The organism is Actinacidiphila glaucinigra, from assembly GCF_900188405.1.
Classification (GTDB): Bacteria; Actinomycetota; Actinomycetes; order Streptomycetales; family Streptomycetaceae; genus Actinacidiphila; species Actinacidiphila glaucinigra.
Map to the genome: position 1 here is coordinate 448,272 of NZ_FZOF01000003.1, position 13,824 is coordinate 462,095.

At 74.1% G+C, this 13,824-nt stretch carries 12 protein-coding genes and 1 riboswitch; of the genes, 3 read left to right on the forward strand and 9 right to left on the reverse strand.

The features are described from left to right. Positions 1–60 precede the first annotated feature (60 nt). Positions 61–1,158 (forward strand): septation protein SepH, encoded by a 1,098-nt coding sequence (gene sepH, locus CHF15_RS08690; RefSeq protein ID WP_089223056.1) that lies wholly within the window; start codon positions 61–63, stop codon positions 1,156–1,158. Positions 1,159–1,254: 96 nt separating this feature from the next. Here sepH and CHF15_RS08695 read toward each other — a convergent pair whose 3' ends face one another. Further along, positions 1,255–2,094, reverse strand: coding sequence for a sulfurtransferase (locus CHF15_RS08695; protein WP_089223057.1), 840 nt, complete (start codon positions 2,092–2,094; stop codon positions 1,255–1,257). 129 nt (positions 2,095–2,223) lie between these two features. Here CHF15_RS08695 and CHF15_RS08700 point away from each other — a divergent pair, with 129 nt between their 5' ends. Then, positions 2,224–3,018: a VOC family protein gene (locus CHF15_RS08700; protein ID WP_089223058.1), complete on the forward strand. Its 795-nt coding sequence runs from the start codon at positions 2,224–2,226 to the stop codon at positions 3,016–3,018. A 6-nt stretch (positions 3,019–3,024) separates the two neighbouring features. On the opposite strand, the gene CHF15_RS08705 is transcribed toward CHF15_RS08700, so the two are convergent. The 4 genes from CHF15_RS08705 to CHF15_RS08720 form a co-directional block, all read right to left on the reverse strand. Next, positions 3,025–3,669, reverse strand: coding sequence for a thymidine kinase (locus CHF15_RS08705; protein WP_089223059.1), 645 nt, complete (start codon positions 3,667–3,669; stop codon positions 3,025–3,027). 67 nt (positions 3,670–3,736) lie between these two features. Further along, positions 3,737–4,921, reverse strand: a complete 1,185-nt coding sequence (locus tag CHF15_RS08710) for an alkaline phosphatase family protein (RefSeq protein ID WP_089223060.1) — start codon at positions 4,919–4,921, stop codon at positions 3,737–3,739. After that, positions 4,921–5,508: a DUF5998 family protein gene (locus CHF15_RS08715; protein ID WP_089223061.1), complete on the reverse strand. Its 588-nt coding sequence runs from the start codon at positions 5,506–5,508 to the stop codon at positions 4,921–4,923. Before CHF15_RS08715 ends, CHF15_RS08710 begins: the two co-directional genes overlap by 1 nt. Positions 5,509–5,536: 28 nt before the next feature. Next, positions 5,537–8,260, reverse strand: coding sequence for a bifunctional acetate--CoA ligase family protein/GNAT family N-acetyltransferase (locus CHF15_RS08720; protein WP_089223062.1), 2,724 nt, complete (start codon positions 8,258–8,260; stop codon positions 5,537–5,539). A 121-nt stretch (positions 8,261–8,381) separates the two neighbouring features. Between CHF15_RS08720 and CHF15_RS08725 the strand changes: the two genes are divergently transcribed. Then, the gene (locus CHF15_RS08725) at positions 8,382–8,663 is read left to right on the forward strand and encodes an HPr family phosphocarrier protein (protein WP_018561863.1); all 282 of its coding nucleotides are present in this window, start codon (positions 8,382–8,384) and stop codon (positions 8,661–8,663) included. Between the two features lie 212 nt (positions 8,664–8,875). Here CHF15_RS08725 and CHF15_RS08730 read toward each other — a convergent pair whose 3' ends face one another. From CHF15_RS08730 to CHF15_RS08745, 4 genes are all read right to left on the reverse strand, one after another. After that, positions 8,876–9,568 (reverse strand): GntR family transcriptional regulator, encoded by a 693-nt coding sequence (locus CHF15_RS08730; protein WP_089223063.1) that lies wholly within the window; start codon positions 9,566–9,568, stop codon positions 8,876–8,878. A gap of 234 nt (positions 9,569–9,802) precedes the next feature. Next, a complete protein-coding gene (locus CHF15_RS08735) occupies positions 9,803–10,576 on the reverse strand; it encodes a M23 family metallopeptidase (RefSeq protein ID WP_089223064.1) in 774 nt (257 codons plus the stop codon). 15 nt (positions 10,577–10,591) lie between these two features. Beyond that, positions 10,592–10,748: riboswitch (cyclic di-AMP (ydaO/yuaA leader) on the reverse strand. 242 nt (positions 10,749–10,990) lie between these two features. Next, positions 10,991–12,361, reverse strand: a complete 1,371-nt coding sequence (locus CHF15_RS08740; RefSeq protein ID WP_089223136.1) for a M16 family metallopeptidase — start codon at positions 12,359–12,361, stop codon at positions 10,991–10,993. A 17-nt stretch (positions 12,362–12,378) separates the two neighbouring features. Then, complete coding sequence (locus CHF15_RS08745) at positions 12,379–13,731, reverse strand: M16 family metallopeptidase (RefSeq protein ID WP_089223065.1); 1,353 nt, start codon at positions 13,729–13,731, stop codon at positions 12,379–12,381. Positions 13,732–13,824: the final 93 nt, after the last annotated feature.

The following is a 13,824-nucleotide window of genomic DNA, read 5'->3' on the forward strand; positions in this document are numbered from 1 at the left end:
AAGGTTGTGGCAGGCTGCACCCGGGCAGGTCACACTCGTCCATCGGGAGCAGCGACGCACGTGACGTCGGCAGGCACCACCCGGGAGGTAACCGTGCCCGAACTGCGTGTCGTGGCTGTCAGCAACGACGGCACACGACTGGTTCTCAAGGCTGCCGACAGTACCGAGTACACGCTTCCGATCGACGAACGCCTGCGTGCCGCCATCCGCAACGACCGCGCGCGGCTGGGCCAGATCGAGATCGAGGTCGAGAGCCATCTGCGCCCGCGCGACATCCAGGCGCGGATACGAGCCGGTGCCACCGCGGAGGAGGTCGCGCAGCTCGCCGGGATCCCGGTGGAGCGCGTCCGGCGTTTCGAGGGCCCCGTGCTGGCGGAGCGTGCCTTCATGGCCGAGCGGGCCCGCAAGACCGCGGTGCGGCGCCAGGGCGAGAGCACCGGTCCGCAGCTCGGTGAGGCGGTCGCCGAGCGCCTGCTGCTGCGCGGCGCCGAGAAGGACAGCGTCCTGTGGGACTCCTGGCGCCGCGACGACGGCACGTGGGAGGTCCTCCTCGTCTACCGCGTGGCCGGTGAGCCGCATTCGGCGAGCTGGACGTACGACCCGCCGCGCCGCCTGGTCCAGGCCGTGGACGACGAGGCGCGCGCACTGATCGGGGAGACGACCCAGGAGGCGGCGCAGGAGCCGAGCTACCCCTTCGTGCCCCGCATCGCCCGGCTCCCGCGCGACCGCGCGCTGGAGCGGCCCGACCGCGCCGAGCGGGCGGAACGCACGGCCGAGGAGCGGGCGGAGGAGGAGCGCGACTCCCTGACCAGCCTCCTGGAGGCGGTCCCCAGCTTCCGCGGCGACATGGTGGTGCCGGCCCAGGCGGGGCCGCCCTCCACTACGCCCGACGCTCCTGCCGCGGCAGCGGTCACCGAGGACGGTCCCGAAGCGCCCGTGGCGGAGGAGGAGGCACCGCCCGCCCCCGCCGCGAGCGCCGGCGCGGGCGCCGCGTACGCCGACGTCCTGATGCCGCGTTCGGTCGGCGCCCACCGCGACCGGCTGGTCGGCTCCACCGACCGCCAGGCCGAGGCGGACGGGGTCCGCCCGGGGCGGCGGGCGACGGTGCCGAGCTGGGACGAGATCGTCTTCGGGAGCCGGCGCAAGAAGCAGGACTGACCGGGGCACGGCCCCTCGGGGGTGCCCCGGTGTCGCCCTCCGCGCGGTCCTCGCGCGGCCCTCGCGTGGCCCCCGACCGCGGGAGCCTGCGCCGCGTCAGCCCGGTTGCGGCCCGGTCGCCACGTCACGGCCCGCCGCGGACCACTCGCTCCAGGAGCCGACGTAGAGCGCCGCGGGGATGCCGGCGACCGCCAGTGCCAGCACCTCGTGGGCGCCTGAGACGCCGGAGCCGCAGTAGACGCCGACCTCGGTCCCGGGCGTGGCGCCGGCCTTGCCGAAGCGCTCCGCCAGTGCGTCGGCGGCGAGGAGGAGGCCGGTCTCCGGGACGACGTTCTCCGTGGTCGGGGCGTTGACCGCGCCGGGGATGTGACCGGCGACCGGGTCGATGGGCTCGGTGTCGCCCCGGTAGCGCTCCGCCGCGCGGGCGTCCAGGAGGACACCGCGGCGGGCCAGCGCCGCCGCCTCGTCGGCGGTGAGCACGCCGAGCGCGCCCGGAGCGGCGGTGAACTCGCCCTCCTCGTCGGCGGGGACGTCCGTGGCCAGGGGCAGCCCGGCCGCCGTCCACGCGGCCAGCCCGCCGTCCAGGACGCGGACCCGCTCGTGCCCGGCCCACCGCAGCAGCCACCACGCGCGCGCCGCGCCCCAGCCGAGACCGCCGTCGTAGACCACCACTTCGCGGTCAGGTCCGACGCCCGCGCGGCGCATCGCGGCGGTGAACACCGCGAGGTCCGGGAGGGGATGGCGGCCTTCCGCCCCGGGCGGCCCGGCGAGTTCGGTGTCCAGGTCGACGTAGTGCGCGCCGGGCAGGTGGCCGGCCTCGTAGGCGGGACGGCCGGGCGGACCGCCCAGTTGCCAGCGCACGTCCAGAAGTGCGGCGCCTGCGGGGACGCTCTTCGGCAATGCGGCCAATTCGGTTACGGTAATGACAGGATGCATAAGCCCATTGTGGTCACCCCGCGCGGAAAACCTGCGGCGCGGCCCCCGGTCCACGGCACACCCGGTGGTGCGAGCATCGCTGTGGCACTTCCCCTGCAAGCCCGAGCGCTGCTCCCCTGGAGAGAATTGATGACCGAGGTAGGGAACCGCCACCCGCACGGCACCCCGTGCTGGGTCAGCCTGCTGGCTCACAGCGTCGAGGCCACGCAGGAGTTCTACAGCCAACTGTTCGGCTGGGAGTTCCACCCCGGTCCGCATTCTCTGGGCCCGTACGTACGTGCCACGCTGGGCGGGAAGAGCGTGGCGGGCATCGGCGAGCTGCCCGGGGACCGGCACCCGCCGATCGCCTGGACGACCTACTTCGCCGCCGACGACGCCGACAAGACCGCCGAGCTGATCCGGATCTGCGGCGGCACGGTGGGCGTCGGCCCGCTGGACGCGGACGACGCGGGACGGCTGGCCGTGGCCTCGGACCCGATGGGCGCGGTGTTCGGGGTGTGGCAGGCCCGGCACCACCGCGGGACCGAGGTCCGCGGCGAGCCGGGCACGCCGGTGTGGAACGAGCTGATCACCCGCGACACCTCGCTGGTCGGCACGTTCTACTCGGCGGTCTTCGGGCTGGAGGCCGACGCGGTCGTCTCCACCGACATCGACTACGTCACGCTCCACCTCGCCGGCCGCCCCGTGGGCGGCATCCACGGCGTCGGCCGGGCCCTGCCGCGCGACCGCGGGGCGCACTGGATGACGTACTTCGAGGTCTCCGACACCGACGCCGCCGCCCGCCAGGTGCTGGAGCTCGGCGGCAGCGTCATCCGCACGCCGCGCGAGTCCGAGTACGGCCGGCTGGCGACCGTGGCGGACCCCGAGGGCGCCGTCTTCACCGTGATCCACTCCCGGCCACAGCCGGCCGGCGGCACGCAGTAGCAGCGGCTAGTCGACCGGCAGGACGTCCGGCGAGATGGCCGCCGCACGGGCCGCGGCCGCGGTCATCCGCCGGATGTGGTGGCGGCGGCAGAGCACCTCGTAGCCGGTCGCCGTGCCGGGGCGGTTGACGTCGCCGACGACGACCTGCTCGCCCTCGACGACCATCTTCCCGTCCACCGTACGGGCGTTGTGCGTGGCCCGGGCACCGCACCAGCACAGGGCCTCGACCTGGAGCACCTCTATCCGGTCGGCCATCTCCACCAGCCGCCGGGAGCCGGGGAAGAGCCTGGTGCGGAAGTCGGTGGTGATCCCGAAGGCGAAGACGTCCAGCCGCAGGTCGTCGACGATGCGCGCGAGCTGGTCGATCTGGTCGGGGGTGAAGAACTGGGCCTCGTCGACGATGACGTAGTCGGCGCGGGCGCCGCCCGACAGGTGTGTGACGAGGTAGCCGTAGAAGTCGAAGTCGTCGGCGGCCTCGACGGCCTTGGTCTCCAGGCCGAGCCGGGAGGACAGGACGCCCTCGCCCGCCCGGTCGTTGCGGGTGAAGATCAGGCCCTCCAGGCCGCGTGCCGAGCGGTTGTGCTCGATCTGCAGGGCGAGGGTGCTCTTCCCGCAGTCCATCGTTCCGGAGAAGAACACGAGCTCAGGCATGAGGAGGCGGCGGCCTTTCGGGGCGGGTCGGGGCGGAGGGCGGTGCGGTGGGGGTGGGCGCGGTGCGTCAGGTGCGGACTTCGAGCAGCGGCACCAGCTGCTCCACCGGGGTCATCGAGCCGTGCAGGCCGACCATGGTGGACTCCCCCGGCTCGGTGCGCGTGGCGACGATCGCGATGTCGTCCCGGGCGACGGCGACGACGTCGCCGATGCGGCCGCGCACCCGGTCCTCCACGACGGGGCCGAACCAGCCCGCGGTGATCGCCTCTTCGCGGGAGGCGACCCACATCTGCTCACCGAGCACCTCGCTCCACACCGCGTAGACGTCGGCCGCGGCGCCGGGCACGGCGTAGACGTGGCGGGCCCGGGCCTCGCCGCCGAGGACCGCGACGCCGGCACGCAGCTCCCAGTCCTCGTCGAAGTCGATCCGGGACTCCGGGTCGAAGGGGATGTCGATCATGCCGTGGTCGGCGGTGACGTAGAGCGCGCTGCGCGGCGGGAGCTGTTCGGCGAGCCGCTGGGCGAGCCGGTCGGCCATCATCAGCTGGCCGCGCCAGGCGTCGGAGTCGACACCGTGCCGGTGGCCCATGGAGTCCAGCTCGCTGTAGTACGTGTAGACCAGCGCGCGGTCGGACGCGGCGAGCCGCTCGGCGGTGAGGTCCATGCGCTCCTCGCCGGTGAGCCGCCCGAGGAAGGTGCCGCCGCTGAGGGCGATCTTGGTCAGCGGGGTGTGCTGGAAGGTGGGCGAGGTGACCTGGCAGGTCTCGATCCCGGCCTCCTGGGCGAGCCGGAAGACGGTGGGATGCGGCTGCCAGTCGGTCGGGGAGGTCCACGGCTGCCAGCGCAGCTGGTTCATCAGCTCGCCGGTGTCCGGGTTCAGCACGGTGTAGCCGGCCAGGCCGTGCGCGCCGGGCGGCAGCCCGGTGCCGACCGAGGCGAGCGAGGTCGCGGTGGTGGAGGGGAAGCCCGCGGTGATCGGCCGGCCGCCGCCGGTGGCCGGGCCGGCCATCAGGGAGGTGAGGAACGGCGCCTCGTCAGGGTGCCGGCGGATCAGCTCCCAGCCCATGCCGTCGACGAGGAACACGCAGACCCGGTCGGCCGGCGCCAGGTCGAGCGCCGTCGGCGGGACGCCGGCGATGCCGAGCCCCGCGGCGACCGCGGGCAGCAGGTCGCTCAGCGCGCCGGTGCCGTAGCGGGGGGCGGGCGCGGCGTACGGGTCGAGCGGTTCGTAGGACGGGGCGGGATGGACCATCAGGAGGCCGCGCCCGCTGTCGCCTCGGAGAGCGCCTGCGCGAAGGCGAGGGCCTGGCGGACGGTCTCGGGGCCGTCGCCCGCCTCGCTGACCCGCAGGCTGAGGTCGTCGGCGCTGGAGGAGCCGGTGTAGCCGTGGTCGGCGTCGCAGTTGGGGTCGCCGCAGGCGGCGGGCTCCAGGTCGATGCGGCTGACCGCGCCCCAGCCGATGGTCAGCACGACCTCGCGGGGCAGGGTGCCCGGGGTGTACGACTCGGGGTTGGCGACGACCCGGCTCATCACGACCGACGAGATCCGCTCGAGCTTGACGGACTCGGTGGAGGTGGTGGCGTAGGGGCTCGGGGAGGTGTCGTCGGCGCTCTGCTCGTCGGTGTGGCTGACGATGAAGCGGGTGCCCGTCAGGACCAGGACGGTGACGTGCCGGCGGACCTCGTTGGCGTCGAAGGTGGTCTCCTGGTGGACCAGGTACGAAGCGACCGGCTCCCCACCGACGGAGGCCTCCACGGCCTCTGCCACGAGGGCGGGGTAGTAGCCGCTGCGCTCGATCGCCGCGCGCAGCCCCTGGGTCGTCGTACCGGTCTTCGCCATGGCGACCATCCTAGTGCGGAGCATGTGTTCAGAAGGACGACAGTGCCCGAGGCCCGAGGTCCGTGCGGGCCGGGGGCCGCGCGAGGCGTACGGAGGCGCCGAGCACGGTGAGGCCGGCGGGGGCCACCACCACCGGTTCGAGGTCGACGCAGACCACCTCGGGCAGGTCGTCGACCAGCAGTGACACCCGCAGCAGCAGCGCCTCCAGGGCGCCGGTGTCCACCGGCTCCGCGCCGCGCCAGCCGAACAGCAGCGGGGCCGCCTTGATGGAGCGGACCAGCTGGGCGACGTCCCGGTCGGTTGCCGGGACCAGCCGGTGCGCCATGTCGTCGAGCAGTTCGGAGGGGGCGCCGGCGATGCCGAAGGAGAGCACGGCGCCGGCGGCCGGGTCGACGGTGGCGCGTACGACCGTGTCGACCCCGCGCGGTGCCATGGCCTGCACGACCAGGTGCAGCTCCTCGGGCTTGCCCAGCCGGGCGGTCAGCTCCCCGAAGGCGCGGCTGAGGTCGTCGGGGTCGGCGATGTCCAGGCGTACGCCGCCGAGGTCGGCGCGGTGCCGCAGGTGCGGTGCGGTGGTCTTGAGGGCGACCGGGTAGCCGAGCCGGCGGGCGGCCTCCAGGGCCGCGTCGATCCCGGGGGCGGGCAGCGCGGGCCGCACCGTGATGCCGTAGCGGGCCAGCAGGTCGGCGGCCGCCGGGTCGTCGAGGGTGACGCCCTGGGTGACGACGGCGGGCTCCCCCGCCTGGTCGAGCAGCCGGGTGACGTCCTGGCAGGCGCCCGCCTCGTCGACGTCGTCGAATTCCGGCACCCTGCCCGGCACCTGGGCGTCCCTGCGCCACCGGGCGTAGGCGGCGGCGCGGGCCAGTGCCTTCACGGCGCGATCGGCGGCGCCGTAGGCGGGGACGCGGACGGCCGCGAGGCGGGTGGCCATGGCCTCCAGGGCGGTGTGGACGACCACGACGGGCTTGCCGGATCCGGCCTCGTCCGCGGCGGCGTGGAGGGCTTCGGCCAGTGCGGGGTCGTCGCTGCTCGCGGGGGCCTCGGCGAGTTCCGAGCCGACGCGCGGGATGGCCGTGACCACGACGGCGTCGTGGGCCGGGTCGGCGAGGGCCGCGGTGAGGGCGGCCCGGAAGTCCTCCGGGCCTGCGGCGGTGGTGAGGTCGAGCGGGAGGCCGGGTTCCAGCCCCGCGGTCAGGCAGGCGTCGTAGGTGAGCAGCCCGAGGGACTCGGAGTTGCCGAGGATCGCGACGCGCGGTCCCGCGGGCAGCGGCCGGCACGACAGCAGCAGTCCGGTGTCGAGGAGCTCGGTGACGGTGTCGGTGCGGATGACGCCGGCCTGCTGCAGCAGGGCGGAGACGGTGCTGTCGGGGATGCGGACAGGGGGGACCGCGTGCCCGGGCGGGGCGGCCGCCGAGTGCCGGGCGCCCTTGACCGCGACGACCGGCTTGACGGCGGCGGTGCGCCGGGCCAGGCGGTAGAACTTCCGCGGGTTCCCGAGGGTTTCGAGGTAGAGCAGGGCGACGTCGGTGGCCGGGTCGTCGTACCAGAATTGCAGGATGTCGTTGCCCGAGACGTCCGCCCGGTTGCCCGCGGAGACGAAGGACGACAGCCCGGCGCCGCGCCGCCGCAGTCCGGACAGCAGGGCGATGCCGATGGCTCCGGACTGGGTGAACAGCCCGAGCCGTCCGGCGTCCGGGGTCTCGGGAGACAGGGAGGCGTTGAGCCGGACGTCGTCCGCGGAGTTGAGGATGCCGAACGCGTTGGGGCCGATGACGCGCATGCCGTACGTGAGGGCCTGACGTACCAGGGCGCGCTGCCTGCGGCGGCCCTCGGCGCCGGACTCGGCGTACCCGGAGGAGATCACCAGCAGGCCGAGGACGCCGTGCCGGCCGCATGCGTCGACGGCCTCGGCGACGTCGTCGGCGGGCACGGCGATCACGGCGAGGTCGACGGTGTCGGGGATCTCGGCGACGGAGCGGTGGGCGGGGACGCCCTCGGGTTCGAGGGTGCGCAGGTCCTCGGGGAAGGAGCGGTTCACGGCGTGGACGCGGCCGGTGTAGCCGCCCGCGACGATGTTCCGGAGCACCCCGCGGCCGACGCCGCCGGGCCGGCGGCCGGCGCCGATGACGGCCACCGAGGCGGGGGCGAGCAGCCGCTGCACGGAGCGGGCCTCGGCGCGCTGCTCGCGGGCGCGCATGACGGCGAGGGACTGCTCGGTGGGCTCCAGGTCGAACTCGAGCCGCACGACGCCGTCGGTGAAGCTGCGCTGCTGGGTGTAGCCCGCGTCGGTGAAGACCTTGATCATCTTGCGGTTGGCGGGCAGCACCTCGGCGATGAAGCGGCGGATGCCCCGCTCCTGCGCCACGGCGGCGATGTGCTCCATCAGGGCGGAGGCCACGCCGCGGCCCTGGTGCGCGTCCTGGACGAGGAAGGCGACCTCGGCCTCGCCGTCGTCGGTGCGGTCGTAGCGCACGGTCGCGATGAACTCGCCGCCGACCAGGGCCGCCAGGCCGACGCGGTCGCGGTGGTCGTGGTGGGTGAAGCGGTGCACGTCCCGGTCGGAGAGCCGGGGGTAGGGCGCGAAGAAGCGGTAGTACTTGGACTCGTCGGAGACCTTCTCGTAGAAGCTCACCAGCCGTCCCGCGTCGTCCGGCGCGATGGGCCGGACGTGCGCGATCCCCCCGTCGCGCAGGACCACGTCCGCCTCCCAGTGGACCGGGTAGTCGCGCTCTGCGTCGGACGGCGTCGTCATGGCCCCAGCGTACGGGCAGCCGGCCGCCGCGGGACCGGTGCGACGATGTGGTGACGGACCGGTGTCCGAGGCATGGCAGACTGGTCTAGACCTCTTTAGGAACGACCCGAAGGGCAACACCATGGCTGAGCGCCGCGTCACCATCGGCTGGGCCGAGGGCCTGCACGCACGTCCCGCTTCGATCTTCGTCCGCGCCGCCACCGCCTTGGGCGTCCCCGTCACCATCGCCAAGGCGGACGGCGCCCCCGTCAACGCCGCCTCGATGCTCGCCGTGCTGAGCCTGGGTGTGGCCGGCGGCGAGGAGGTCGTGCTCGCCTCCGACGCCGACGGTGCGGACGCCGCTCTGGACAGCCTGGCCAAGCTCGTCTCCGAGGGGCTGGACGAGCTCCCCGAGACCGTCTGACGCCGCGCGCAGCCGCCCTACGGCAATAGGGGCGGGCCCGCGAAATCCGGCCGGATTTCGCGGGCCCGCCCCTTCCCCATTTCCGCACCATTTCCGGGCGTCGCGCAGCGCGATGCGGCGCGGAAATATCTCCACGCACAATTCCCCACTTTGTATACGGCTCTTTTGTTGCACCCGGCCGCTCGAATTGTGTACGGCGTGTTTCCGTTTCCTCACCGCGCCGCGGCGCCGCGCCCCGTGCTCTGCGGCCGGCGCAGCCGGTGCACCGCCGTCGCCCGCTCCACATGGGCCGCCATCAGCTGCCGCGCCCGCTCCGCGTCACCGCGCGCCACCGCGTCCACGACCGCGCCGTGCTCCTCCCAGGACTCCACGGCGCGCCCCGGGGTGTCCACCGCGTACACCCAGGCGATCTTGTGCCGCAGCTGGGTCAGCTGTGCCACCAGGGTCGGACTGCCGGAGGCCTGGGCCAGCGTCTCGTGGAACCAGCCGTCCAGCGCCGGCAGGTCCGACAACTGGCGCCGCAGGGAACGCTCCTGGCCCAGCCGGACGAGTCCGCGCAGCACCTTCACATGGGCCTCGGTACGCCGCTGCGCCGCCCGCGCGGCGCCCAGCGGCTCCAGCAGGGCCCGGATGTCCAGCAGGTCGGCGGCCTCCTGCTCGGTGGGCTCCGCGACGGACGCCCCGGCGTGCCGGCGGGTCCGCACGAAGCCCTCGGACTCCAGGGTGCGCAGCGCCTCGCGCACCGGGACCCGCGACACCCCGTAGCGCTTGGCCAGCTGCTCCTCGGTCAGCCGGCTCCCCGGCGCGAAGAACCCGCTGACGATGTCGTCGCGGATCGCCGCGCACACCGCCCGGGCCGAAATCCGCCGGCCCGCGCCGCCGGCCCCGTTCACGTCCGACCCCACATCGCAGGTTCCTTTCGGTGCGCGCCGACCGCCCCCTTTCATCCCCGCGTAACGGAGGAGCCGGCGTTTCTGGCGCGACTCTATTCCAGCACGGCGCCGATTCCGACGGCCGCCCTGAATTCATGGAGCATTTTTGGACACACCCGCGGCCGGGAAGCGCCGGCATGCCGAAGGCCCCGGCGGGGGAACCGGGGCCTTCGTGTGGGGGGGGAGGGAAATGGCTCGGATACGGGCTCAGATGCGGACGCCCTTGGAGCGCAGGTACCCCAGCGGGTCCACGTCGCTTCCGTAGGACGGGGTCGTACGGGCCTCGAAGTGCAGATGCGGCCCGGTCACGTTGCCGGTGGCGCCCGACAGGCCGATCTGCTGACCCGCGGAGACGGTCTGGCCCACGGACACGCCCAGGGAGGACAGGTGGCCGTACTGGGTGTACATGCCGTCCGCGTGGCGGATCACGATGTTGTTGCCGTACGAGCCGCCCCAGCCCGCCTCGACGACGGTGCCGGCACCGGCGGCGTGCACCGGGGTGCCGGTGGAGGCCACGAAGTCCACACCGGTGTGGTAGCCGGAGGACCACAGGCCGCTGGTCGCGCGGTAGGGCGTGCCGATGGAGCCGGCGACGGGCACGACCCAGCCGCCGAGCGCGGCGCGGCCGGCCGCGGCACTGCGCGACGCGTGCGCGGTGGCGCTCTCCCGGGCCGCCTTGGCCTTGGCGGCCTTGGCGGCCTTGGCCGCGGCCTCCTTGGCGGCGCGCTCACGGGCGGCACGCTCGGCCCGCGCGACGTGGGCGGCGTGCTGCTTCCGGGCGACGACGGCGGCCCGGTGCTGGGCCGACGCCTGGTCGGCGAGGTGCGTGGCCAGGTCCCCGGCGACGGCGGCGCAGCGGGCGAAGGCGGAACCCTCGGTCCGGGCGTCGGCGGCCGCGGCGGGCACGACGAACGCGCCGGTGGTGACGGTGGTCAGCGCGGCGGCGCCGGCCAGGGTGGAGCGTATGGAGAACGACCGCATGGGCAGGCGGAGATCCTTTCCTTCCTTCTCGCCTACCGGGTTAGCTGACGGGTTCGGAGCAGGAAGGTCTCCTACGGGCAGCGGCACGCCGCCCGATTCACCCCAGGGACATCTCAGGTGGGTCCCCGGCTCCCCAGGCTCACGCCCGACGGGGACTCGGCGATCGTTGCTCCGGTGCCGCGGGTGGCGGCTGATTCCGCCGGGCAACCCGAGGACGCTAACCGTGCGTTGCTCCCGGATCCAAAAAAATCCGGCAATATGTGCGGGATGCCACACCCGCCGCCAACCGGTCGCAACCGTCCGCAACACCGCAGCTCCCCGGCGGTGCGCGCCCCTGCGGGAGGGCACAGGCGCGCCGCGGCCCCGGGCGCCGCGAGGGCACCCGGGGCCACGGTGGGCGGTGGGCGGTGCCGGTCAGCCGCCCGTGACGACCTCGACCGGGCCGATGCCCAGCTCGCGGATCGGGTCCGCGATGACGGAGGCGTCGCCGACGAGGACGACCACGAGCCGGTCCAGGGGGAAGGCGTTGACGGCCGCGGCCGTCGCCTCGACCGTGCCGGTGGCGGCCAGCCGCTCGTAGAGCCGGGCCTGGAAGTCGTCCGGCAGGGACTGCTCGACCTGGTCGGCGAAGGTCCCGGCCACCGCCGAGGCCGTCTCGTAGCGAAGCGGGGCGACGCCCACGAGGTTCTGCACGGCGGCGTCGCGCTCCTCGTCGGTGAGCCCCTCCGCCGCCAGGGTGCGCAGCACCTGCCAGGTGTCGGCCAGCGCGGGCGCGGTGACGTCGGTCGCCACGGACCCGCTGATGCCGAGCAGGGAGACGCCGGTGCCCTCCGGAGTGGAGAGCAGCACCTGCCCGAAGGCCCGCACGCCGTACGTGTAGCCCTTCTCCTCGCGCAGGACGCGGTCCAGGCGCGAGGTCAGCGTGCCGCCGAGGCAGTACGTGCCGAGCACCTGGGCGGCCCAGACGGGGTCGTGGCGGTCCGCGCCGGCACGGCCGATGAGCACCTGGGTCTGGACGGACCCGGGCCGGTCGACGATCACGACGCGTCCGGTGTCGTCCGCGGTGATCGCGGGCAGCGGGCGGCGCTCGGCGGGCTTGCCGCTCCACTCCCCCAGCGTGCTCTCCAGCAGCGCGTCCAGGTCGATCCCGGCGAGGTCGCCGACCACGACGACCGTCGAGGTGGACGGCCGTACGTGCGTGTCGTAGAAGGCGCGGACGGCGGCCGCGTCGATGCGCGCGACCGTCTCCTCGGTGCCCTGGCGCGGCCGGGAGCAGCGCAGGTCGGCGGCGAAGAGCTCCTTGGACAGCGCCATGGCGGCACGCCGCGCGGGGTTGGCCAGCTCGTGCGGGATCTCGTCGAGGCGGTTGCGCACCAGCCGCTCGACCTCGCCGTCCGGGAACGCCGGGGCGCGCAGCGCGTCGGCGAGCAGGCCGAGGCCCTTGTCGAGCCGGGAGACCGGGACCTCCAGGGAGACCCGGACGCCGGCGTGGTCGGCGTGGGCGTCGAGGGTGGCCCCGCAACGCTCCAGCTCGGCGGCGAACTCCTCGGCACTGTGCTTGTCGGTGCCCTCGGACAGGGCCCGCGCCATCATCGTGGCGAGGCCGTCCAGCCCGTCGGGCTCGGCGTCGAGCGGCGCCGCGAGCAGCACCTCGACCGCGACGACCTTCTGCCCGGGCCGCCGGCTGCGCAGCACCGTCAGCCCGTTGGGCAGCGTGGACCGCTCGGGGGCCGGGAAGTCCCAGGGCTTGGGCTGCCCCGGCCGCGGCTGGGGGTGGAACGTCATGGTGGTGTGGACGTCGGTCACTGGTCCGCGCCCTCCTCGTCCTCGTCGGAGTCCTCGCCGGCCGGGGCCGGCGAGGACGTGGGCTCGTAGACCAGTGCCGCGCGGTTGTCGGGCCGCAGGGTGGCCGCCGCGACGGCGCGCACCTCGTCGGCGGTGATGTCCAGGATGCGCTTGACGGCGGTCAGGGCCAGCTGCGGGTCGCCGAACAGCACGGCGTACCGGCACAGTTCGTCGGCGCGGCCGCCGACGGTGGCGAGCCGGTCCAGCCACTCGCGCTCGAGCTGGGCCTGGGCCCGCTCCATCTCCTCCGGGGTCGGGCCCTCCTCGGCGAAGCGGGCCAGCTCCTCGTCGACGGCCGCCTCGACGGCGGGCACCTCGACGCCGCTGGACGTCTTCACGTCGAGCCAGCCGAGCGACGGCGCCCCGGCCAGCCGCAGCAGGCCGAAGCCGGCCGCGACGGCGCTGCGGTCCCGGCGCACCAGGCGGTTGTGCAGCCGCGAGGACTCCCCGCCGCCGAGCACGGTCAGCGCCAGGTCCGCGGCGTCGGCCTCGCGGGTGCCGTCGTGCGGCAGCCGGTAGGCGGCCATCAGCGCGCGCGAGGGGACGTCCTCCTCGACGACCTCGCGCAGCTGCCCGCCCATCACCCCGGGGAGTGATCCGTCACGGGGCGCCGGCTTGCCGTCGTGGGCCGGGATGGTCCCGAAGTACTTCTCGATCCAGGCCAGGGTCTGTTCCGGGTCGATGTCGCCGACGACCGCGAGGACGGCGTTGTTCGGCGCGTAGTACGTCCGGAAGAAGGCCCGGGCGTCCTCCAGGGAGGCGGCGTCCAGGTCCGCCATCGAGCCGATGGGGGTGTGGTGGTACGGGTGCCCGTCCGGGTACGCCATCGCCGTCAGGCGCTCGAAGGCGGTGCCGTAGGGGACGTTGTCGTACCGCTGGCGGCGCTCGTTCTTGACCACGTCGCGCTGGTTGTCCAGGCTCTGCAGATCCAGCGCGGACAGCAGACTGCCCATGCGGTCGGCCTCGAGCCAGAGCGCGAGCTCCAACTGGTGGGTCGGCATGGTCTCGAAGTAGTTGGTGCGCTCGAAGCTGGTGGTGCCGTTGAGGGAACCGCCGGCGGACTGGACCAGTTCGAAGTGGCCGTTGCCCGTGACGTTCGCGGAACCCTGGAACATCAAGTGCTCGAAGAGGTGGGCGAGTCCGGTACGGCCCTTCACCTCGTGGCGGGAACCGACGTCGTACCAGAGGCAGACCGCGGCGACCGGGGTGAGGTGGTCCTCGGAGAGCACGACGCGCAGGCCGTTCGCCAGGCGGTGCTCGGTCGCGGTGAGGCCGCCGGATTCTGCCTCCGGCGTGGCCGTGTGACCCATGGGCAAGCTGTCCTTCCGGTCGCGTACTCGTTGTTTTGTGCTGAGACCTGCCACTCTAGGCAGCGGACAAACGGCCCGCGAAGTTCCCGTCAC